The 20,166-nt window shown below is 56.8% G+C and carries 19 protein-coding genes and 1 riboswitch; of the genes, 10 read left to right on the forward strand and 9 right to left on the reverse strand.

The window, feature by feature from the left end:
- Window positions 1-186 precede the first annotated feature (186 nt).
- The gene (locus tag GKR98_11460; protein QMU58754.1) at window positions 187-2,757 is read left to right on the forward strand and encodes a response regulator; all 2,571 of its coding nucleotides are present in this window, start codon (window positions 187-189) and stop codon (window positions 2,755-2,757) included.
- 117 nt (window positions 2,758-2,874) lie between these two features.
- Here the strand turns inward: GKR98_11460 and yaaA are convergent, their stop codons facing one another.
- The 3 genes from yaaA to GKR98_11475 form a co-directional block, all read right to left on the reverse strand.
- Window positions 2,875-3,666 carry a peroxide stress protein YaaA gene (gene yaaA / locus GKR98_11465; protein QMU58755.1) on the reverse strand — a complete coding sequence of 264 codons (792 nt, stop codon included), beginning with the start codon at window positions 3,664-3,666 and terminating at the stop codon, window positions 2,875-2,877.
- A gap of 99 nt (window positions 3,667-3,765) precedes the next feature.
- On the reverse strand, window positions 3,766-5,814 hold the full coding sequence (gene recQ / locus GKR98_11470) for a DNA helicase RecQ (GenBank protein QMU58756.1): 2,049 nt from the start codon (window positions 5,812-5,814) through the stop codon (window positions 3,766-3,768).
- A gap of 315 nt (window positions 5,815-6,129) precedes the next feature.
- Entirely contained in the window at window positions 6,130-6,417 is a 288-nt protein-coding gene (locus GKR98_11475) for a YggT family protein (protein ID QMU58757.1), read from the reverse strand.
- 144 nt (window positions 6,418-6,561) lie between these two features.
- Here GKR98_11475 and GKR98_11480 point away from each other — a divergent pair, with 144 nt between their 5' ends.
- From GKR98_11480 to GKR98_11505, 6 genes are all read left to right on the forward strand, one after another.
- Window positions 6,562-7,110 (forward strand): thioeseterase, encoded by a 549-nt coding sequence (locus tag GKR98_11480; GenBank protein QMU58758.1) that lies wholly within the window; start codon window positions 6,562-6,564, stop codon window positions 7,108-7,110.
- A 55-nt stretch (window positions 7,111-7,165) separates the two neighbouring features.
- Complete coding sequence (locus GKR98_11485) at window positions 7,166-8,560, forward strand: MFS transporter (protein ID QMU58759.1); 1,395 nt, start codon at window positions 7,166-7,168, stop codon at window positions 8,558-8,560.
- Window positions 8,533-9,393 (forward strand): penicillin-insensitive murein endopeptidase, encoded by an 861-nt coding sequence (gene mepA / locus GKR98_11490; GenBank protein ID QMU58760.1) that lies wholly within the window; start codon window positions 8,533-8,535, stop codon window positions 9,391-9,393. Before GKR98_11485 ends, mepA begins: the two co-directional genes overlap by 28 nt.
- A complete protein-coding gene (locus GKR98_11495) occupies window positions 9,369-10,250 on the forward strand; it encodes an esterase-like activity of phytase family protein (protein QMU58761.1) in 882 nt (293 codons plus the stop codon). The genes mepA and GKR98_11495 overlap by 25 nt, the downstream gene beginning before the upstream one ends.
- Window positions 10,251-10,323: 73 nt before the next feature.
- Window positions 10,324-10,944, forward strand: a complete 621-nt coding sequence (locus tag GKR98_11500; GenBank protein ID QMU58762.1) for a queuosine precursor transporter — start codon at window positions 10,324-10,326, stop codon at window positions 10,942-10,944.
- 317 nt (window positions 10,945-11,261) lie between these two features.
- Window positions 11,262-11,675 carry an aminoacyl-tRNA hydrolase gene (locus GKR98_11505; GenBank protein ID QMU60074.1) on the forward strand — a complete coding sequence of 138 codons (414 nt, stop codon included), beginning with the start codon at window positions 11,262-11,264 and terminating at the stop codon, window positions 11,673-11,675.
- An 18-nt stretch (window positions 11,676-11,693) separates the two neighbouring features.
- Here GKR98_11505 and GKR98_11510 read toward each other — a convergent pair whose 3' ends face one another.
- Genes GKR98_11510 through GKR98_11520 form a run of 3 tightly spaced genes read right to left on the reverse strand, consistent with a single transcriptional unit; the run spans window position 11,694 to window position 14,897 of the window.
- Window positions 11,694-12,398, reverse strand: a complete 705-nt coding sequence (locus tag GKR98_11510) for an ATP-binding cassette domain-containing protein (protein QMU58763.1) — start codon at window positions 12,396-12,398, stop codon at window positions 11,694-11,696.
- A complete protein-coding gene (locus tag GKR98_11515) occupies window positions 12,367-13,935 on the reverse strand; it encodes a thiamine/thiamine pyrophosphate ABC transporter permease ThiP (protein ID QMU58764.1) in 1,569 nt (522 codons plus the stop codon). Before GKR98_11515 ends, GKR98_11510 begins: the two co-directional genes overlap by 32 nt.
- Entirely contained in the window at window positions 13,911-14,897 is a 987-nt protein-coding gene (locus GKR98_11520) for a thiamine ABC transporter substrate binding subunit (protein ID QMU58765.1), read from the reverse strand. The genes GKR98_11515 and GKR98_11520 overlap by 25 nt, the downstream gene beginning before the upstream one ends.
- 34 nt (window positions 14,898-14,931) lie before the next feature.
- Window positions 14,932-15,036, reverse strand: a riboswitch (TPP riboswitch).
- A 282-nt stretch (window positions 15,037-15,318) separates the two neighbouring features.
- On the opposite strand from GKR98_11520, the gene aroC reads away from it, so the two are divergent.
- From aroC to GKR98_11535, 3 genes are read left to right on the forward strand one after another with little or no spacing between them, the layout of a single operon-like run.
- Window positions 15,319-16,425 carry a chorismate synthase gene (gene aroC, locus GKR98_11525; protein QMU58766.1) on the forward strand — a complete coding sequence of 369 codons (1,107 nt, stop codon included), beginning with the start codon at window positions 15,319-15,321 and terminating at the stop codon, window positions 16,423-16,425.
- Window positions 16,425-16,883 carry a hypothetical protein gene (locus GKR98_11530; protein QMU58767.1) on the forward strand — a complete coding sequence of 153 codons (459 nt, stop codon included), beginning with the start codon at window positions 16,425-16,427 and terminating at the stop codon, window positions 16,881-16,883. Before aroC ends, GKR98_11530 begins: the two co-directional genes overlap by 1 nt.
- Before the next feature lie 5 nt (window positions 16,884-16,888).
- A complete protein-coding gene (locus GKR98_11535) occupies window positions 16,889-18,022 on the forward strand; it encodes an MFS transporter (GenBank protein ID QMU58768.1) in 1,134 nt (377 codons plus the stop codon).
- Here the strand turns inward: GKR98_11535 and GKR98_11540 are convergent.
- The 3 genes from GKR98_11540 to GKR98_11550 all read right to left on the reverse strand — a co-directional run bounded on the left by GKR98_11540 (window position 18,019) and on the right by GKR98_11550 (window position 20,102).
- Window positions 18,019-18,435 (reverse strand): thioredoxin, encoded by a 417-nt coding sequence (locus GKR98_11540; protein QMU58769.1) that lies wholly within the window; start codon window positions 18,433-18,435, stop codon window positions 18,019-18,021. The two genes, GKR98_11535 and GKR98_11540, sit on opposite strands and share 4 nt — an antisense overlap.
- Window positions 18,436-18,452: 17 nt before the next feature.
- Window positions 18,453-19,166: a cytochrome c biogenesis protein CcdA gene (locus tag GKR98_11545; GenBank protein ID QMU58770.1), complete on the reverse strand. Its 714-nt coding sequence runs from the start codon at window positions 19,164-19,166 to the stop codon at window positions 18,453-18,455.
- Between the two features lie 69 nt (window positions 19,167-19,235).
- A complete protein-coding gene (locus GKR98_11550) occupies window positions 19,236-20,102 on the reverse strand; it encodes an EamA family transporter (GenBank protein ID QMU60075.1) in 867 nt (288 codons plus the stop codon).
- Between the last annotated feature and the right edge of the window lie 64 nt (window positions 20,103-20,166).

Consider the following 20,166-nt stretch of genomic DNA (forward strand, 5'->3'; position numbering starts at 1 on the left):
TTTTCACTGAGTTAGATGGTGGGCCTGCTGTAATCCATTGAATTATTTCCGTTTTCAAACCGAGAAAGGCGCATGACGACGGGTGAATGCGTTCTGCGGGCGTCGCGGCAAGTTAAGAAGTTGTTTACCGGAATACCGGCATAAAGTTTCCGACAACCCGAAATCTGGACGGGACGGAGAGTGTTCATGGAGTTGGCAGATCAATTCGCGTCTGAACGCCGGACGCGGCTGGCGGCGGAACGTTTGATGGCGCAAATGAAAACAGAGTTAAGCGATGCCAACCGCGCCCTATCGCGTCACGCGCAATCGCTGAGCACCGAAATTGTCAGTAGTCGAGAAGAGATCGGACGGGTCAAGACCGAAGCTGAAACACTTAAATCAGAGGTCACGCACGTGCGTGAAGATTTGGTGCGCGCTGAAAGTGCAATGGTGATTGCAGAACGCAGACTTTGGGATTCGCTTGAGACCATTCGAGATGGGTTTGCAGTGTTTGGTCCCGATAACAATATGATTGTTGCAAACCGGGCGTATCTGGCGATTTTTGAAGGGTTAGAGATGGTCCAGCCGGGCATCCCAATGTCGGAGCTGGTTGAGCTTTTGGCGGATGAGGGCATCGTTGATACTGGCGGGCTTTCGTCAAGAGCCTGGCAAGCGGGAATGCTGCGCCGCCTTGACCAACCCAGGATCGAGCAGTCTATTTTAAAGCTGTGGAACGGCCAGTATATCCGATTGATCGATAGAAGAACGGGTCACGGTGACCTTGTTACATTGGCGCTGAACATCACTGAGCAAACCAAACGCGAAGAGCAGCTAAGGGAAGCTCGCGAGAAAGCTGAAGCGGCAAACAGAGCCAAGTCAGCGTTTCTTGCCAATATGAGCCATGAGATTCGTACACCAATGAACGGGGTCGTCGCGATGGCGGACTTGATGACCGAAACGGCAATGGATGAGGAGCAGCGCGCCTACGTCGAAACCATACGATCGTCTGGCGAAGCATTATTGGTGATCATCAATGACGTTCTTGATTACTCGAAAATCGAGGCCGACCAGATCAGTTTTAAGTCACAGCCGTTTGATCTGGAGAAGTGCATCCACGAGGTTGTGACCCTTTTGCAGCCGGGCGCTTTGGACAAAGGTTTGCAGATTGCGGTGGATTACGATCTTTTCATGCCGACGTCTTATACGGGCGACGCCGGACGCATTCGCCAAATTCTGACCAACCTCGTTGGGAATGCGATCAAGTTCACCGAGGAAGGGCACATTGTTATTCGCGTTGTTGGATTGCCAGGGGAAGGCGACCGGGACTATCGCGTTCACATAACAGTGGAAGATACCGGTATTGGCATCCCGGCAGATAAGCTGGAAACGGTCTTCAGAGAATTTCAACAGGTCGAAAACGAACGTGACCGAACCCACGATGGAACTGGGCTGGGTCTGGCCATAACACAGCGGCTGGTCACGGCCATGGGCGGCGAGGTTTGGGTGGATTCTCGTGAGAATGTTGGATCCGGCTTTGGATTTTTCTTGCCGATGGTTGCGATCGAAGATGTTGAACCGGATGACATATCCGCCCCTAAATGGATGGAGCGCGCAATAGTGTTGGATGCGCCGGGCATGAACCGGACCGTTTTACAAAAGCAGCTGGGGTTGATCGGCCTGAAGACGGTCATGGCGGACTCGGTGAATGCAATTGTCGAGGCGCAGCCCCACGAAAAAGACATTGTTTTTCTGGGGCACGGCGTCGGTGAAGAAAATGAGTTTCGAATGGCAGAAAAACTGCGCGGCCAGTTTCCTGTTGCCGGGATGTTTTTGTTGGTCAGTGGCCCGACACGGGTTCCTGAGGGCGGAATGGCTTTTGACCGGCTGTTACAGCGACCGGTTTTGCGGGCTGCGATGATGGATTGTTTACTGTCGCTGGAGGAACCTGCTTTGCAGGAAAAGGTTGAGGAGCCTTCGAACGCGCCTATCCGTGCTGATGTAGATCAATCGGATGTCGTGCGCGAAGACGAATTCAGTGCTGTGACGAGAACAACACCGGTTGAAGCGGAGGCAACCTGGTCGATTGAAGAGATAGGACCGCAAGCAGGTGCGGCGGAAGCGCCAGATCCCACTGAGGTTCCGGAAGTCGCGAGGAATTCCTCCGCTTCAGCGGATACGACATCCGAGCGAGACCTTGATGCGCCTACATCGGAAAAACTGACATTGTTGGGCGACAGAGTAGATCACCCCCCGACAGTCCAAAGCAACAAACCTGTCAACCAATCTCGGACAGGGTCAGATCACTTTGAGTTCCATGCGCCAGCACATTCCAAACCCGATGCACCTGTACCTGTTTCTGACCCAGCCGTTGACAAGGTGTGGATGCCGGGAGTCGGCAAGGCCGAGGCAGAACCGCCCGCGCCGCAGATCCCTAGGCCGATGCGGGTCTTGGCGGCAGAGGACAATCGCACCAATCGCTTTGTTATTGAGAAAATGTTGAAGGATCTGAACATCGATCTGGTTTTCGCGGTGAACGGTGTCGAGGCGGTTGAATTGTTCGAAAATTGGGCACCAGACATCGTATTTACTGATATTTCGATGCCGAAAATGGACGGGAAGGAAGCGACCCGCCGCATCCGCTTTATTGAAGCCGAACGCGGGTCAGAACCCTGCCCGATCATTGCGATCACCGCCCATGCAATGGACGGAGACGCCGAGGACATTCTTGCGTCCGGCGTCGATCATTATTTGACCAAACCCTTGAAAAAAAGCAGTTAATAGACCACATTCTGACAGCGCAACCCCTGGAAGCCGAACCTGCGTTGCCAATGCCGCAGGAAGACGACGGCTCGCGGATGGAAGAAAAGGCGAGTGCCACGGCGGCGGAATGAATGGTCAGGCGGCCTGACCGGCAATTGCGGGCTGTGCATCACGATGAAAAATCAATTGACCATCGCCACTCAGATCAGGTTGGAATTTGTAGCCTCCAGCATCAAAGTCGGCCAGTCCATCCACCGTTGTGACCCGGTTTTCGACGATGAACCTTGCCATGGCACCGCGGGCCTTTTTGGCGAAAAAGCTGACATTCTTCGGTGAGTTGTTTTTGACTTCGAAAAAATGCGGCGTGATGATCTGAGGCTTCAGTGCTTTTGGATCGACAGCACCGAAGTACTCCTGGCTGGCACAATTAACCAGAAATGTCGTGCCTATCGCTTCGGCTTGGGCATTCAGGGCCTTGGAAATGTCCTTGCCCCAGAATTCGTAGAGCGACTTGCCCCGACGAGTTTTCAATCGGCTGCCCATTTCCAGACGATAGGGTTGAATGGCATCAAGGGGTCGCAGCACACCGTAGAGGCCGGACAAGATGCGCAGGTGCGACTGTGCGCGCTCAAGGGCTTGTTCGTCCAGTGAGTTAGCATCGAGCCCGATGTAGGTGTCGCCGGCAAAGGCGAAAATGGCAGGGCGGGTGGCTTCTTCGGCGGGCTCAGACTCGTAAGACTTGAAACGCTCGCGGTTCAGTCTGGCAAGATCGTCGGAAATATCCATCAGCGACTTTAGCTTGCCGAGCGAAAGTTGGCGTGCGTGTCCGGCGAGGCGGCTTGCTTCGCTGTCAAATATCGGAGTGGTCATTTTTGCCTGGCATGGTGACCAGTCGAGGCGTTTGGCGGGGGAAATCACGGTCAGCATGGCGGTCTCCGAGTGGCTTTGTTCAGAGCTAGTTCATCGTGCTTGAAATGCAAAGACCGAGGGTGGAGCGGAAGTTGATTTTTGACGCAAAAATCATTGTCAGACGTTCTGAAGAATACCAGCAAAAGTTGGGCCAAACCGCTGGGCGAGTTTTTCGCCGAGAAGCTGATCGATCTGATCGATCCGATCTGCGCTCAGGGCCGCGATCTTTGCCAGCAGAGATGCCGAGCAGCTCATGGGCTTGCCGGTGCCGTCTTCGCCGCGGACCAGATCGGCCTGCGCGGCCAGGAGGCGATCATAGACATCGCCGCTGGCCCGTCCGGCCAGTTTGCGGCGCGCCGGGTGGGTTGGGGCCGATGCTTCGCCAGTGATGATGTCAAGAAATGCTCGCCCGTAACGTTCGAGTTTTTTGGCACCGACACCTGAGACATTCGCCATGTCGTCCAGTGACTGCGGGCGCGTTTCGGCCATCTCGATCAATGTTCGGTCGGGGAAAATCACATATGCCGGAACACGCGACGTTTCGGCGCGCGCGCGACGCTTGGCTTTCAATGCCGAAAGCAGCGGGGCGTCTTCTTCGGACACCATGGATTTGGCGACCGGTCGCCGGGTGGATTTCAACGTGTCTTTTCTGAGAGTAATCGTCGCCTTGTCGCGAAGTATGGGACGGGCGGCATCGGTCATGCGCAAGGCACCGTGGCGTTCGGGGTCCGGGCGCACAAGGTCGTGACCCATCATCTGGCGAAAGATGGCTGTCCAAGTGCGGCGGTCGATATCTTGGCCAACGCCGAAGGTTGGCAATTGGTCATGGGCGCGCTGGCGCACTTTGTCGGTAAGTGTGCCGGTCAGGATATCCGTCAGATGTCCGGCTCCGAAACTTTCGCCCGTGCGCAGGATGGCAGACAGCGCCTTTCGCACCTCTTGGGTGCCGTCGAAAACTTGGGGCGGCGTATCGCAGAGGTCGCAATTTTTGCACGGTTCGCGAGGTTCGCCGAAATAGGTCAACAGCGATTGGCGGCGACAGGCCTGTGCCTCGGCCAAGCCAAGAAGGGCGTTCAGGCGACCATGATCAGCCATGCGGCGTTCAGGTGGGGCAAGGCCTTCATCGATCTGCATGCGCCGAAAGCGGATGTCGTCGCTGCCAAAAAGCGTCAGGGTTTCTGCCGGTGCACCGTCGCGACCAGCGCGACCGATTTCCTGGTAGTAGGACTCGATCGATTTTGGCAGGTCGGCATGGGCGACCCACCGAATATCGGGTTTGTCGATGCCCATCCCAAAGGCGACCGTTGCCACGACGATCAGACCGTCTTCGGTTTGAAAACGGCGTTCGACGTCGCGGCGCGTGTCCGGATCCAGCCCAGCATGATAGGCGCAGGCTTTCTGCCCGGCCTCGCGCAGGGCCTGGGCCAGAGTTTCGGTTTTTGCGCGGGTGCCACAGTAAACAATACCGGATTGGTCTTTGCGGGCGGCCGCAAAGTTCAGGATTTGCTGGCGTGGTTTGTCTTTTGCGGCGAACGCCAAGTGTATGTTGGGACGGTCGAAGCCGCCAAGGAACTGAGTTGGATCCGTGTCGCCAAAGAGGCGGGTGACAATCTCGGCGCGGGTTTCGGCGTCAGCAGTGGCAGTGAAAGCAGCGAGAGGTACGTCGAGGGCGCGACGCAGCGCCCCAATGCGCAGATAGTCCGGGCGGAAGTCATGGCCCCATTGGCTGACGCAATGGGCTTCGTCGACGGCCAGGAGCGTAACCCCGGCTTGCGCCAGCATGCGGTCGGTACCACCCGAAGCCAGACGCTCTGGCGCCATGTAGAGGAGTTTGAGCGTACCGTAATGAAGGGCCTGGAAAGTAGCGGTGTTTTCGTCCTCGGTGCTGGCCGAGGTCAAGGCCGCAGCCGCAACGCCTGCTTCTTTCAGTGCGCGGACCTGATCGCGCATGAGAGCGATAAGTGGTGAAATGACTACGGTGAGACCGGGCCGCAAGAGCGCAGGCAGTTGGAAGCAAAGGGACTTGCCGCCACCCGTTGGCAGGATTGCCAGCACATCGTCGCCACGGGTAACCGCATCGACGATATCGGCCTGCATCGGGCGAAACCCGTCGAAGCCGAACACTTCTGCCAGAAGGGAATGGGCGGTGGGATTGGACCCGTCCATCTATTTGCCTTGGATTTGTTTTAACTGCTCTTATTACTTACACAGTCGCATGTGAACGTTCAGTGAACAAGAGCGAAGGCGTGACCCCAGCGTGATTATGGGGCTCTGCCCCCGGCTCCGCATTCGCGGACCCTCCCCCGAAGTATTTTGGGACAGAAGAAGTGCGGGGTCGGATTTACCTTGATGATTGCTCGGTTTGATCGAGAAGGGTGACTTTAGGGCTCGCCGAAAAGTCCTCTTTTCCAAAACGCAGGCCCATTCAAGGCGAAGGCATTTGTTGGTCTGCCGGGCACTCAGTGATCGCCTTGCTTCGCGCTAAAGGAAAATACTCGCATTATTTATCAATATGATGCGGATTGCATACACGCCGATCAATGCAACCAGCGGAGCGAGATCGAGGCCGCCGGTGTTTGGCATAAAGCGACGGATCGGACCGTAAATGGGCTCGAGCAGGCGATTGAGGCCATCCCAAAGCTGACGGACGAACGGTTGATAGAGGTTCAGCACCTGAAAACTAATCAGCCAGCTCATGATGATATGCGCGATCATAATGAACCACGCCACGTCGAGGATCAGGAGCAGGATTTGCAGGAGCGATTGCATTTGGTTGTTCCGTTCTTTTGGTCGGTTTCTTCGGTGGTGTCCCACGTAAGCGCCCGTGGGGCGTCTGGCAAGTGCAGCATGCCGTTGCGTAGCGCTTGACCGGCTTAAACGTTGACGTCATGCGATCACCTGGAGGATGATGCGATGTATCCATATGTTCGGGCTGTTTGGGGATTGTGGCGGGCGCGGTCGCTGCCGCCGATGGGGCCGTTTGACACGCATGTAACGTATCATCGGGCCTGGCCGCTGGACACGGACATCTTCGGCGAGTTGAACAATGGGCGCATCCTGACCCTGTTCGAGTTGGGGCGATGGCATACCTTGGTCCGGATGGGTGTATTGAGTACGGTTCTTAAGAAGGGCGTGATGTTTCCGGTGGCTGGGGTTTCGTTGCGGTATCGCCGACGGGTGCCGGTGTTTCAGAATTATCGGATGCAGACGCGGTTTGTGACGTTTGACGAGCGGTTCTTTTATGCCGAGCAGTCGATGTGGCAGGGAGAAACTTGCATGAACCAGCTTCTGCTGCGAGCCGGCCTGAAAGATAAGAATGGCTCACTACGCCCTGCTGACTTTATGGAAAGTCTTGGGATGGATAGCTTACCGCCGGAAATGCCCGAGTGGGTGAAGAATTGGGTTGATGCCGACGCAACGCGACCCTGGCCGCCGGAAAGCGGGCCAATTTTCGAGAACTGAACTTGCCATCGCCTTGCCTGTCTATCTAAATGGCGGAAACTAAAGGGGTATGTCGATGAGTGAGCCGGGCCTGAAGAAACGCATCTGGGGTTGGTTCTTTTTCGATTGGGCCAGTCAGCCGTATCACACCGCGCTTTTGACTTTCGTTTTCGGGCCGTTTTTTGCCTCGATCGCTGCAGCCCATTTCATGGGGCTTGGATTGGGGGAAGACGCGGCTGATGCACGCGCGCAGGCGATGTGGTCTGCTTGTTTGACGATCACCGGCCTGATCATCGCCTTTGGCGGTCCGGTGATGGGTGCCTTGGCGGACACTTCGGGGCGGCGGATGCCGTGGATTGTCGGGTTTTCGGCATTGTATGTGCTGGGCGCCAGCGCACTTTGGTGGACAAATCCTGACGGATCAAACCTGATATTGGCGCTAGTTTTTTTCGGGATCGGATTTATTGGCACGGAATATGCACTGATCTTCACGAATGCCCAGTTGCCGGGGTTGGGGACGAGGGAAGAGATCGGGAAAATCTCGGGTTCGGGGTTTGCGTTTGGCTATGTGGGCGGATTGCTGGCACTGGTGATTTTGCTGGTGTTCTTTGTAGAACAGGGAAGCGGGAAAACGATTGTAGGGTTGGAACCGGCGTTCGGACTTGATCCTGAAACCAAAGAAGGGACACGGTTCGCTGGCCCCTTCGCCGCCCTTTGGTTTCTGGTCTTTATGATCCCCTATTTTCTATGGGTTCGCGAAGTGCGTGTTGTGAATAACCGACTGTCCTTATCTGCTGCTCTGGCGAATTTGGGCACTTCTATCAAAGGATTGGTTAAACGACCGTCGCTTGGCGCATATCTGGGATCTTCAATGATGTATCGGGATGCGCTGAACGGGCTCTATGGCTTTGGTGGCACCTATGCGTTGCTGGTGTTGAACTGGGAGATCACGCAGGTCGGCATCTTTGGGATTGTCAGTGTCGTTTCTGCCGGTGTGTTCTCGTGGTTAGGCGGCGGATTGGACAAGCGGCTGGGTCCGAAGCCCGTGATTGTCGCGACGATTCTGGGGTTGATGGTTGTGTGTTTCACGATTGTGAACATGAGCCGCGAGAGTTTCTTTGGGATTGGTTTGGCGAAAGGCTCTGGTCTGCCTGATGCAGTGTTTTTTGGCTGCGGTGTGTTGATCGGTGGGCTGGGCGGCGTTTTGCAGGCGGCCAGTCGCTCATTGATGGTGCGACACACGGACCCGGCGACTGCGACGGAAAGCTTTGGACTTTATGGGCTTTCGGGGCGCGCGACCGCGTTTCTGGCCCCTGCTCTGATCGGGATTGTAACGGCTGCTACTGAAAGTGCACGTCTAGGGGTGGCTCCGTTGATCTTTTTGTTCCTTATTGGGTTGATTTTGCTAGCATGGGTCAAACCCGACGGAGATCGAGCAGACATATGGGAAGACGGATCGCAGCCGTACTGACGGCATTTATTCTGGCGGCAGGGCCAATCTCAGCAGAGACGCTGGCTAAAGAATTGTTTGGTGCGGAGCGACGCGCGTCGGGCCAGCAATCCGCCCCGCATGGTGGGTATGCTAAGGGTTGTTTGGCCGGTGGAACCCAATTGGCAGAAACCGGATCAACTTGGCAGGCGATGCGCCTTTCGCGCAATCGGAATTGGGGACACCCTACGGCGATCAAATTTGTGGAACGCCTGAGCGCGTACGCCGCGAAACGGCCTGGGTGGAAAGGTCTATATATCGGAGATATTTCGCAGCCGCGCGGTGGACCTATGCTGACCGGGCATCGCAGTCATCAGCTGGGATTGGACATCGATATATGGATGTTGCCGCCGAAAGACCTGAAGTTGAGCCGGAAAGCGCGGGAAGAACTTTCGTCGATTTCAACCCGGCGGGCCAAGGGTGCATATGTCAATGATAACTGGTCGCGCGAACATCATCTGATATTGAAACGGGCCGCGCAGGATAAGTCAGTTGCGCGAATTTTTGTGTTTCCGGGCGCGAAAGTTCAGATGTGCAAAGACGCGAAAGGGGATAGGTCGTGGCTGCGCAAGATCCGACCATGGTGGGGACATCACTATCATTTTCATGTTCGATTGCATTGCCCGCGCGGTGCGTCGGGATGTGTTGATCAGGCGCCGCCACCTGCTGGTGATGGTTGTGAGGGGGCCGAACAATGGGTTGATCGCATTTTGAACCCGCCGCCACCTGATCCGAATGCTCCGCCACCGAAACCTAGGAAAGAGTTGGTTCTGGCCGATTTACCCCAGCAATGCGCGCAAGTCTTGTCGCGCTGATCCTGTGGGCGATGCCCGCAGTTGCCGAACCCAAACTTGAGCACATCGGAACATTTGTTTGGGATCGACCCGAAGATTACTTTGGGGGATGGTCCGCCATTGAAGTTCTGGATGGTGGCGACGTGTTTCTGGCCATTGGGGATAACGCTCAGTCGTATCGGGGGACGCTAGAGAGAGACGGCGATGTGATCGTCGGAGTACCGCGCAGGCCTGTGGGAGCGTTACAGGATCTTGATGGCATCGCATTTTTTCGAAAACCCGCGACTAACGAAAAGAAAATTGCCGACAGCGAGGGTATGGCCTTGCTTTCTGACGGCAATTACGCGGTATCGTTTGAGAGAAACGACCGTATCTTTGTTTATGACGGGGACACCGCATTTGTTCGTATGCCGGATATCATCGACGCGCAAAGACTTCCCAAGAACCAAGGCGTTGAGGCTTTAGCTGTTGATCTGGAAGGGCGTTTGATTGCCATCCCCGAGACTGCCCCGAAAGGTGCATCGGGCATCCCGGTTTGGAGGCTGGAGGGTGAGAAATGGAGCACGTTGTTTCATATCCGACGGACACAGGGGTTTCGACCTGTCGGAGCGGATATCGGCCCGGACGGACAGTTGTTTTTACTGGAGCGAGCATTCCGTTTGATTGGGTTTCAAAGCCGAATTCGGGTTTTTGACCTTAAGACGCCAGATGCATTGGGCGACGCCATCTGGCAGCCGCCAATGCGCGCGTTTGACAACCTTGAAGGCATCTCGGTTTGGCAGGACAAAGTCGGCTCAACCCGAATTACAATGATTTCGGACGACAATCATCAATCTGTGCAGGAAACCCAGATAGTCGAGTTTCGCTTGACTGAGTGAGATCGCAGGGCTATTTGCCCCCGTCCCCGGAAGGGGCCAAGTCTCCGACCACCTTGTCAAAACGGAAACCCATATGACTCGTTTACTTCCTGGCATCCTTGCCATGGCCGCCGTCGTTGTGGCCTCGAATATTCTGGTGCAATTCCTGTTCGGCCAGTGGCTGACCTGGGGTGCATTCACCTATCCGCTGGCGTTTCTAGTCACGGATGTGATGAACCGCGTTTACGGGGCCTCGACAGCACGAAAGGTTGTGTTTGCGGGTTTTGTGACGGGCGTTGTTTGCTCCTTGATTGGCACTCAGATCGTGGGTGAATTTGGGCCATTAGTGACCTGGCGGATTGCCATCGGGTCTGGAATCGCCTTTCTTTCCGCGCAGTTACTGGATGTGGCGATCTTTGATCGACTGCGAGGCGGTGACTGGTGGCGGGCACCTTTGGTATCGACGTTGGTGGGGTCAGCGGTCGATACTGCGCTGTTCTTTACCATCGCGTTTTCGGCGATGTTGACGTTCGTCGAGCCTGCAAACGACGTTGGTTGGGCAAGTGACGTGTTGCCGATGTTGGGCATGGGACCGGACGTGCCGCTTTGGGTGTCGCTGGCAGTGGCGGATTGGGGTGTGAAACTTGCCCTGGCCTTGGTCGCATTGGTGCCATTTCGCATAATTGTTCGGCGAATGACCGCACCAGTTGCGTAAAATATATTGACAGACACAATATCTGTGCCAACCTTCTGTCATCGGTAACAAACGAAAGGAGGTGGTCCAGTGTCTAGAGCGATATTGGAGAGAGGTGTCACAACAGTCGGGAGGACCGTTGCCTGACGGCATTCCAGAAGGCAAAAACTATTCCGATTGGGCCTGTCGGCACGCCGACACCCTAACTGGCCCATCTCCATGAACCTCGGAAGGGTCGCCACATCGGCGACCCTTCTTTCATTTTTGACCCATCGGTATCGTGTCGGTATGACGTCGGTATGACGTCGGTATTGCACCGCAGCATTTCAGATTGGCCCATGCAGATAACGCCCGACATAGAGATCGCCGACTGGGAGATCACCGAGACGTTCGTGCGCGCCAGTGGCCCTGGTGGGCAGAACGTTAACAAAGTGTCATCGGCAGTCGAGCTTCGGTTTGAAGCCGCGCGGTCGCCCAATTTACCCGAACCGGTGAAACGGCGGTTGCAACGGCTGGCGGGGCGTCGGTGGACGAAAGATGGTGCGCTGATCATTCAAGTCAGCGAAGAGCGCAGTCAGGCGCGTAACCGCGAGATTGCCCGGACACGGTTAACCGATTTGATACGTCGGGCAACAGAGAAGCCGAAGAAGCGGATCAAGACGCGGGTGTCGCTCAATCAGAAACGCAAACGTGTTGATGCGAAGAAGCGACGCGGCGAGGTCAAGGCTCTTAGGGGTCAGATCGACGAGTGATCCGGAACTCTCAGGTTCTTATCTGAGGTAAGCGGCAAGCGCCGTGCCGGGGCTGGCGAAGAGCACGTCTGTGTCTTGCGGCGCTGCGACAACTCCCGCGTCTACGAATATTGTCTTGTCGGCAAATCTGCGGGCGTCTTCGGGATCGTGGGTGACCATCAGGATCGTTGCTTCGGGCAATAGTTCAGCCACCAGATCGAGCATTTCTGCGCGCATGGCGGGACCAAGGGCGGAGAACGGTTCGTCCATCAGAACCACGGGTCGCGCGGTTAGAATTAGGCGGGCCAGTGCGGCGCGGCTTTGTTGGCCGCCCGAGAGTGCGTTGGGTTTTCGGGTCTCCATGCCGGAGAGGCCAACACGGGACAGCGCGGTTGCGGCGGCGGCGCGGGCTTCGGCGCTGGGGCGGGCTTGGGGGCTGGCCCCTAGAGCGACGTTGGTCAAGAGGTCGAGATGTGGGAACAGGTTATTGTCCTGGAAAATCATCGCGACGGGGCGTTGGCCGGGAATTTGCGTTGTCAGGTCGGTGTCGTTCCACAGGATGCGACCAGTGTTGGGGGTGTCGAAGCCTGCGATCAGGGAGAGCAATGTCGATTTTCCACCGCCTGAGGGTCCGATGATGGCGGCGCGGGTGGCCTGGGGCAGCGTGAAGGCGGCGGTCAGAGCGAAGGCTTCCCGCGTCAGATTCAGATTTTCAACTATCAGCACGGCCACGCCCTCCTGCATCGAATGCCCAGAACAGGCCGAAACTGAGGACGAGAAGCAAGACGGTCGCCCCGGCAGCGGTGTCCATACGGTAGGCCCCCATAAGGCGGAATATTTGCAATGGCAGAGTTGCGGTTTCCGGGTCGGCGAACAAGGCGATCACACCGAGGTCTCCCATTGAAAGGGCGGCGGCGATGCCTGCGGCGAAGCCCAAAGGGCGTCGAAGGCGTGGCAAGATCAGCAAGCGTAATCGGGTCCATCCGGTAAGGCGCAGGCTGTCGGCGAGGCGACCGAAGTCGTCTTCTATCGCTTGCAATGCGGGGATCAGTACGCGCAGGGCGAACGGCAGCGTGACGATGGCATTGACCAGTGCTGTGATCGGCAGGGCCATCACTGACGGGTCGGCGAAGGGGAAGATCAGCACAAAGAGGCCAGTGCCGAGGACCAGCGGTGAGGCGGCGATTGCGGTGAGGCCAGCGACTTCGATCCAGCGGCCTTTGGTGCCGAGACGGGTGGCAGTTGTGGCCATGGCAAGTGACAGGCCGATAACGATGGCGGTGGATATCAGGGCAACGGTTAGCGAGTGGAGGGCTGATGTCCAGACTGGTGTTGGCAGGTCGGTGACGAATGGCAGGCCGCTGAAGATCACTGCGCCAAGTGGGGTGATCAGGAAAAGCGTGGCAAGGGTGATCGCTGTGGCATCGGCCAGCAAGCGTAGGGTTGAAGGGGCGGTCTGGCGTGGCATTTCGCGGTCCAGCCCAGCGCCAAAGCCGGGATTGCCGACGTATTTCAGAGCAACAAAGGCAGCGGTGCCGGTTATCGCCAGTTGAATAACTGACAAAAGCGCGGCGCGGGAGAGGTCGAATTCAAATCGGAGCGCCTGATAAATCGCCAGTTCGACGGTTGTTGCGCGGGGGCCGCCGCCAAGGGTCAGGGCCACGGCGAAACTTGTGGTGCAGATGACGAAGATGATCAGGGCCGCGCCGGGAATGACACGGGCCAGCATTGGTAGTTCGAGATGGCGGGTGACGGCGGCGGGAGTGAGGTTGAGGGAGGACGCGAGGCGGAACCGCTCGGATGGGATGGGTTGCCAGCCTTGCAGGATCAGGCGGGTGGCCAGTGGCAGGTTGAAGAAGACGTGGGCGAGGATAACGCCGTGGTAGCCGTAGATGCTGATGGGATCGGCGCCGAAGCTGGTTAGGGCCGCGTTCAAAAGGCCACCACGTCCGAAAATTGCGAGAAGCCCGAAGATGGCGACGATGACTGGCAGGAGGAAGGGTGCTCCGAGGAGGGTGATCAGTGCATTGCGACCGGGGAAGCGGCGGCGTGCGAGGGCGCGGGCGACGGGGATGGCGAGGACAACGCTGATGGCTGCGGAGGCGACGGCTTGCCAGAGTGTGAAGCGGATGGCGGCCCAATCGGCGGGGGATAAGCCCCGACCGCCTTCGGCAGACATCACAACAGCAAGGGCCGTGACGCCGATCAGAAGCGGGATCGATGCGGCTGCACCGATCCCGATCCAATGGCGAAAAGTTATTTGCTGAGCGCGGTCAGCCATTCGTCCAAAGCCGCGTCGCGAGTTGCGGCGGCATCCTCGGCGCTGAAAATCAGTGCCTTTGCGGGTTGCACCAGAGTTTCAAAGCCATCTGGCAAGCCATCTGCCGGTGTGGCAGCGGGATACATCCAGTTGGTGGTCGGAATGACAGTCTGGAAGGCATCCGTCAGCATAAAGCTGAGGAAGGCATCGGCCAGTTCTGGTTGATCTGTGGCGGCGAGTTTACCGGCGACTTCGATCTGCATGTAGTGGCCTTCGGTGAAGCTGGCGGCAGTTTTTGAGGCATCCTCTTCCGCGATTAAGTGATATGCGGGGGAAGTCGTGTAGCTGAGCACCATGTCGGCTTCGCCTTCGAGGAACAGGCCGTAAGCCTCGGACCAACCGGGGGTGACGGTGACGATGTTATCGGCGAGGGCTTCCCAGATTGCGGGGGCTTCGTTGCCGTAAGCCGCTTTAACCCACATCATCAAGCCGAGGCCGGGGGTCGAAGAACGCGGGTCCTGGATGACGATGGATTTGTCGCTGGTTGAAAGGGTGCGGAAGTCGGTTGGGACACTGCCCATGTCGGCGTTATGGACGAAGGCGAAGTAGCCCCAGTCGTAGGGGAGGAACGTTTCGTCATCCCATGTGATGGGGAGCGACAGGTTGGTTTCTGCGACGCTGTGAGCGCTGAAGAGACCGGTTTTCCTGGCCGCTGCTGTCAAGTTTGTGTCGAGGCCTAGGACGATATCGGCGTCGCTGCGTGTGCCTTCCAGGCGGACGCGGGCGAGAAGGGCTGCGCCGTCACCTGCGGCGACGAATTGCAGGTCGCAGGCACAGGTTTCTTCGAAAGCGGTCTCGATTGCGGGGCCTGGGCCCCAGTCAGCGACAAAACTGTCGTAGGTATAGACGGTCAGAACTGGCTTATCCTGCGCGAACGCCGGAAATGCTGCCAAAAGCCCTGCCGCAAGGATTGTAAAACGCATCTCTCACTCCTTTGTGGCCGGACGAAGGATCGGGTGAGGATGACCTTACCTTCCCTCCGCCGGTGTTAACCGGTTCAGGTTCTACGGGTCCGCTGATGTCAGCATCTCAGCCTTTGGGAAGGCCCCCCGAGGTGGGGATGTGAATAGGGGGAGATGGAGTTGGTGGCAAGGTGATTGTGGTTTGATGGCTGGGACGCGATTTCTTGCTAAAAGGGGCTCTGCCCCTTTCGGGCCTGAGTTCGTCCATTGGACGAACTCCGAGACGGCCCTCACCCCCCGGAGTATTTTTGATCAGAAGAAGGACAATTTTAGTCAAATTGTATGGATGATGCAGATGCGTGTCGTCCGTCCATCTTGAGTGCGGAGGCTTCTTCCATCCGGTTCAAGATCGGATTAGAGGGTTGGGTAAGGAGATACGCCAATGAGCCTGAACAGTTACGGACATGTTTTTCGGGTGACGACCTGGGGAGAAAGCCACGGGCCTGCCCTGGGCGCGACTGTGGACGGGTGTCCGCCGGGAGTGCCTGTGAGTGCTGAGGATTTGCAGGTTTGGCTAGATAAGCGCAAGCCCGGACAGAACAAGTATACGACGCAGCGGCGCGAGGCCGATGAGGTCGAGATCCTGTCGGGGGTGTTTGAGGGTGTTACCACCGGCACGCCAATCCAGTTGATGATCCGCAATACCGATCAGCGATCAAAGGACTATGGCGATATCGTTGAGAAATTCCGGCCCGGTCACGCGGACATCACCTATTGGCAGAAATACGGGATCCGGGACTATCGCGGCGGCGGGCGGTCTTCGGCGCGCGAAACGGCTTCTCGTGTTGCGGCGGCTGGCGTTGCGCGGGCGGCTTTGGCCAAACTGGCACCTGAGGTTCAGATCGTCGGTTATATGGTTGGCATGGGCGAGAAGGATATCGACCGGGCGCGGTTTGACTGGGACGAGATTGCGCGCAATCCGTTTTGGGTGCCGGATGCTAATGCGGCTGAGGAATGGGCCGGGTATCTGGATGGGCTGCGCAAGGATGGTTCCTCGGTTGGGGCGATGATCGAAGTTTGCGTGCGCGGCTGCCCAGCGGGGTTGGGGGCGCCGGTTTATGGCAAGTTGGACACGGATTTGGCTGCGGCAATGATGAGCATCAACGCCGTTAAAGGTGTTGAGATTGGTGAGGGCATGGGGGCGGCGCGATTGCGCGGTGAGGCCAATGCCGATGAGATTTCGATGGGGCCGAATGGGCCAGAGTTTAGCTCGAACCATGCAGGCGGCATTTTGGGCGGCATCTCAACCGGGCAGGATGTTATTGTGCGGTTTGCGGTGAAGCCAACATCGTCGATTTTGACACCACGAAAGACAATTACCAAGGCCGGTGAGGAAACCGAAATTGTCACCAAGGGGCGGCATGATCCTTGCGTCGGCATTCGTGCGGTGCCGGTGGCCGAAGCGATGGCGGCGGCGGTTGTGCTGGATCATCTGTTATTGGATCGCGCACAGACCGGGGGCGTTCGTGGGCCGATTGGCCCGGCTTAATGCCTGATCGCTTTATTGCTCTGATCCCGTCTGATCCGAAGGCGCGGCCTGCATCCGATACTATGGAGGCGCTGCGTATTGCCTTGGCGGCACGGTTTGAAAGCAGTGAAAGCCGGGTGAAGGATTTTGGCGAGCGTCTGCAATTCATCGATTGCGGTGAGAATTACGAGCGGACGCTGTGTCCGTCTTGTGAGGCTGAGGTGCCTTTAGTATGGTGGGGCCAGCGAATGGATGGGGATTGGGATGAAGAGCACGGATTTCATCTGCATCGCCATGAAATGCCCTGTTGTGGTGCGTCGCATCGTTTGACCGAGCTTGAGTATCGCGGCGCACAAGGGTTTGCACATTGGTTCGTCAGTGCGCGGGTCGATGAGGGTGTCATCTTCACATCGAAGGACTTGCAGGCCCTGGAGAATGAGGCGGGCTTGGCGTTGAAATTGATCGAACAACGGTATTGAGCAAGATGACACGCGGCGGCGCCATCATGATCATCTTTTTCCTTCAGGCATTTGCAGGCGGTGGTGTTTTTGCACGCATACCGGACATTCAATTGCGACTTAATTTGAGCGAATACATGCTTGGCGTTGCGCTGACTTTTGGTGCCTTGGGCGGTTTGATCAGCATCGTTTTCGCCGGACGGTTGGTTGCTTCTTTGGGAACACGGCAAATTTTGCTGATTGGGGTGCCCATTCTGGCCGCCACGCAGGCTGCGTTGGGCTTTAATACGAGTATTTTCTTGTTGTTTCCGCTGTTGCTACTGGCTGGGATCTCTTTTTCGGTGACGAACGTGGCCATGAATGTGGAAGCGGACCGGGTGGAATCCACGGACGGCAAGCGGATCATGAATCGCTGCCATGGGATGTGGAGCGCGGGCATGTTGCTGGCAGCGCTTGTTGGCGTCGGAGCGCGGGCGCTACCGGTGTCGCCGGGTCTGCATCTGGGGTTGGTATTTCCGGTGATCACTGTGCTCGTTCTGATCCTGCTTTGGCCAATGGTTGCGGCCCCGCGCGCTGCGGATGACAAGAGCGATTCACGAGGCGTGGCTTTACCATCGCGGCGGACGCTGTTGCTGATGCTATTCGGGCTTTCCGCCAGCTTTGCTCAGAGCAGTACACAGAACTGGTCAGTTATCTATATGCGAGACTCGTTTGGCGCGCCGGACTGGGTGGACACGTTGACGTTGCCGGCATTTTTGATTGCGATGACACTTGGTCGGATGTTTGCGGATGGATGGATCACGCGGTTTGGAGCATCACGTGTGTCTTTTGTGCTAACATTTTTGGGTCTTGCCGGATCGGTGGCCGTCGTCGCCGCGCCAACGTTGTGGGTGGCTCTTGCCGGATTTGCATTTATCGGGATCGGGACAGCTGTTCAGTTTCCTTTGATGATCACGGCGGCAGCCAGATCATCTGCACGCCAGGCAGCGGAAAGTGTGGCGGCGGTAATATTTGCAACTGCGCTGGTGATGATGGTCGCCCCTGCCCTGATGGGTTGGGTCGCTGAAACGGAAGGAATGCGTCTGGCATTTGCGCTGAGCATCCCTCCGTTCCTGATCACTCTGGTCTTGGTCAAAATGGTGACCGCAAAGCCTGATTAGGCGGTGGCAACACCCAGGGCTTTGTCCATCAGCGCTTTGATATCGTTCTTACGTGTACTGGCGACGATACGGCCTATTTCTTGATCACCTTTCAGGGCCAGCAATGTCGATCGGCGCGGGATATTGTGTTTGCGGGCCAGTTTGGACTTTGAATGCACATCCCAATCCACAGCAATGAAACTGATATTTTGCTCGTAGGCGGGGTTTTTAGACAAAAATGAAGTAATTGTGCGTTCTTGCGAGCGGCAAGTCGAACACCAACCAGTATAGAAATCGATGAAGACAGTTTTTCCTGCGGCCAGCTCTTTTTCGACCAGACCGGGTGTGTATTCGGCCCCTGCCCCTGCCCCGGCAAGGGCAGGACCAGCGGCAGCAAGCGCAGCGGCGCTGGCAAGGAAAGTTCTACGGTGCATTGTATGACTCCTATTCGTCAAATCGATACAGATAGTTCGGTGAACCAGGTGGGCAGGTATTCCAGCGCCCAGAAATCCAGCATGTGATGGACCTTGAAAAGAATGCCAACGCCGACTGCGATGAAGATCGCGCCCATTAGGGGTCGGGAAGCGATAGCGACGCGACGCATCATGTCCTGGCGTTTGCGGATGACTGACTGTGCGCCGTAAGCAAGTACGATGATGATTGTTGAAACGCCCAAGGCGAAGGAAGCCATGATAGTGGTCGCGCGAAGCAGGCTTTCGCCCTGGCTGGCCAAAGAGATCGCGCCGCCGAGGGTTGGGCCGATGCAAGGGCTCCAAACCGCTCCAAGGAGCACGCCCCCGACAAACTGACCAGTAAGTTTGTCATTACTGACCTGCTCAATACCGCTATCGGCGCGAGCTGATACGCCAGCGGTTGCAGTCGCGAAACTTTCTGAAAAGCGCGGCACCAGTAACACCGATCCGAACCCGATCATCAGCACCGCACCCGCGTTGGATATGGTTTCTTCGGTTATGCCAAGATTGCGACCTGCAACTGCAACCAGCATGCCAAGCGAAACAAATGACAGACTCATGCCCAAAGCGAGGACTGCGGGCCCTGCCCTACCTGCTTGAAGCGCGGTCGCCAATACAATTGGCAGTACCGGCAACACGCAGGGGTTTATCAGCGTCAGAAGGCCAGCCGCATATGCAAGGATCAGTTCCATTTGGCCATTAATTGGGCTGAAAACCCTCAAAAGTCATCCAAAACTCTGTGACAACAGATCAATTCCGCGTCAGGTGCTGCGGGTCCTGGACACCTGAACCGCAAGAATTGACAGTGCGATAATGACAACACCCGCAATGTCGAGCGGTGCCAACGCCTCGCCCAGAAGGGCTGCGGCGACGGCTACGCCGAGAAATGGATTGAGGAAATGAAATGTCGCGGCACGCACGGTACCAATGCGATTGACCAGCCAGAACCAGGTGATGGTGGCGATCACACCTGGCACGAAGATGGTGTAGAGTATGGCTATGACAAGAGTTGGCGACCAGTTTACGGTCCAGGTTTCAAAGCTGGCGGGCAAGGCCAGCGCAATTGCACCGACTAACATTTGAAACCCGACGACCGTCAACACGTTGCCGCCAGCCGATGCGCCGCGGACTGATAAGGTTGCGAAAGTCAGCGCCAACACTCCAAGAACACAAAGGAAAACGCCAAATGGATCGAGACCAGCGCCGAGGCGTGTCCCCATGATCACGCCCATGCCGACGAATCCGCCAATCAGACCAATGATGGCAAGTGGTCGCATAGTCTCTCGCCAAATCACCCAGCCCGCCAGAGCAACCCAAAGTGGAAGAGACGATGCAATGATGACGGCAACCGAAGCTTCAACGGTTTGCATCGCTACAAAATTTAGTCCGAGGTAGAGAGCATTCTGACAGACCCCGAAAACGATTGTTAAGCGCCATTGCTGCGGTGTTAGGCGAAAACTTTGACCCAGGGCCCTGGCAATGGCGAGCGTGACCAATCCTGCAATCAAGAACCGGACTGACGACACCATCAATGGAGGTGCATTGGTCACTATTATCCGGGCCGACGTGAATGCCGATGACCACATCAATGCGAACGCAAGACCTGCTATGATGGCGCGGAAGTCCATGAAATTGGCCAGTTTGTATTGGTTAGTTGGCGCGTAACAGGTCTTTATGATTTGTTCCATAGGT

Source organism: Boseongicola sp., from assembly GCA_014075275.1.
Lineage (GTDB): Bacteria > Pseudomonadota > Alphaproteobacteria > Rhodobacterales > Rhodobacteraceae.

Bases quoted from the DNA above. Each gene is read 5' to 3' on its own strand.
- GKR98_11460 (QMU58754.1), top strand. From the start codon at position 187: ATGGAGTTGGCAGATCAATTCGCGTCTGAACGCCGGACGCGGCTGGCG.
- yaaA (QMU58755.1), bottom strand. From the start codon at position 3,666: ATGCTGACCGTGATTTCCCCCGCCAAACGCCTCGACTGGTCACCATGC.
- GKR98_11545 (QMU58770.1), bottom strand. From the start codon at position 19,166: ATGGAACTGATCCTTGCATATGCGGCTGGCCTTCTGACGCTGATAAAC.
- GKR98_11475 (QMU58757.1), bottom strand. From the start codon at position 6,417: ATGCAATCGCTCCTGCAAATCCTGCTCCTGATCCTCGACGTGGCGTGG.
- GKR98_11510 (QMU58763.1), bottom strand. From the start codon at position 12,398: ATGCAGGAGGGCGTGGCCGTGCTGATAGTTGAAAATCTGAATCTGACG.
- GKR98_11505 (QMU60074.1), top strand. From the start codon at position 11,262: ATGCAGATAACGCCCGACATAGAGATCGCCGACTGGGAGATCACCGAG.
- GKR98_11520 (QMU58765.1), bottom strand. From the start codon at position 14,897: ATGCGTTTTACAATCCTTGCGGCAGGGCTTTTGGCAGCATTTCCGGCG.
- GKR98_11515 (QMU58764.1), bottom strand. From the start codon at position 13,935: ATGGCTGACCGCGCTCAGCAAATAACTTTTCGCCATTGGATCGGGATC.
- GKR98_11485 (QMU58759.1), top strand. From the start codon at position 7,166: ATGAGTGAGCCGGGCCTGAAGAAACGCATCTGGGGTTGGTTCTTTTTC.
- GKR98_11535 (QMU58768.1), top strand. From the start codon at position 16,889: ATGACACGCGGCGGCGCCATCATGATCATCTTTTTCCTTCAGGCATTT.
- GKR98_11530 (QMU58767.1), top strand. From the start codon at position 16,425: ATGCCTGATCGCTTTATTGCTCTGATCCCGTCTGATCCGAAGGCGCGG.
- GKR98_11480 (QMU58758.1), top strand. From the start codon at position 6,562: ATGTATCCATATGTTCGGGCTGTTTGGGGATTGTGGCGGGCGCGGTCG.
- GKR98_11495 (QMU58761.1), top strand. From the start codon at position 9,369: ATGCGCGCAAGTCTTGTCGCGCTGATCCTGTGGGCGATGCCCGCAGTT.
- GKR98_11550 (QMU60075.1), bottom strand. From the start codon at position 20,102: ATGGACTTCCGCGCCATCATAGCAGGTCTTGCGTTCGCATTGATGTGG.
- mepA (QMU58760.1), top strand. From the start codon at position 8,533: ATGGGAAGACGGATCGCAGCCGTACTGACGGCATTTATTCTGGCGGCA.
- GKR98_11540 (QMU58769.1), bottom strand. From the start codon at position 18,435: ATGCACCGTAGAACTTTCCTTGCCAGCGCCGCTGCGCTTGCTGCCGCT.
- GKR98_11500 (QMU58762.1), top strand. From the start codon at position 10,324: ATGACTCGTTTACTTCCTGGCATCCTTGCCATGGCCGCCGTCGTTGTG.
- recQ (QMU58756.1), bottom strand. From the start codon at position 5,814: ATGGACGGGTCCAATCCCACCGCCCATTCCCTTCTGGCAGAAGTGTTC.
- aroC (QMU58766.1), top strand. From the start codon at position 15,319: ATGAGCCTGAACAGTTACGGACATGTTTTTCGGGTGACGACCTGGGGA.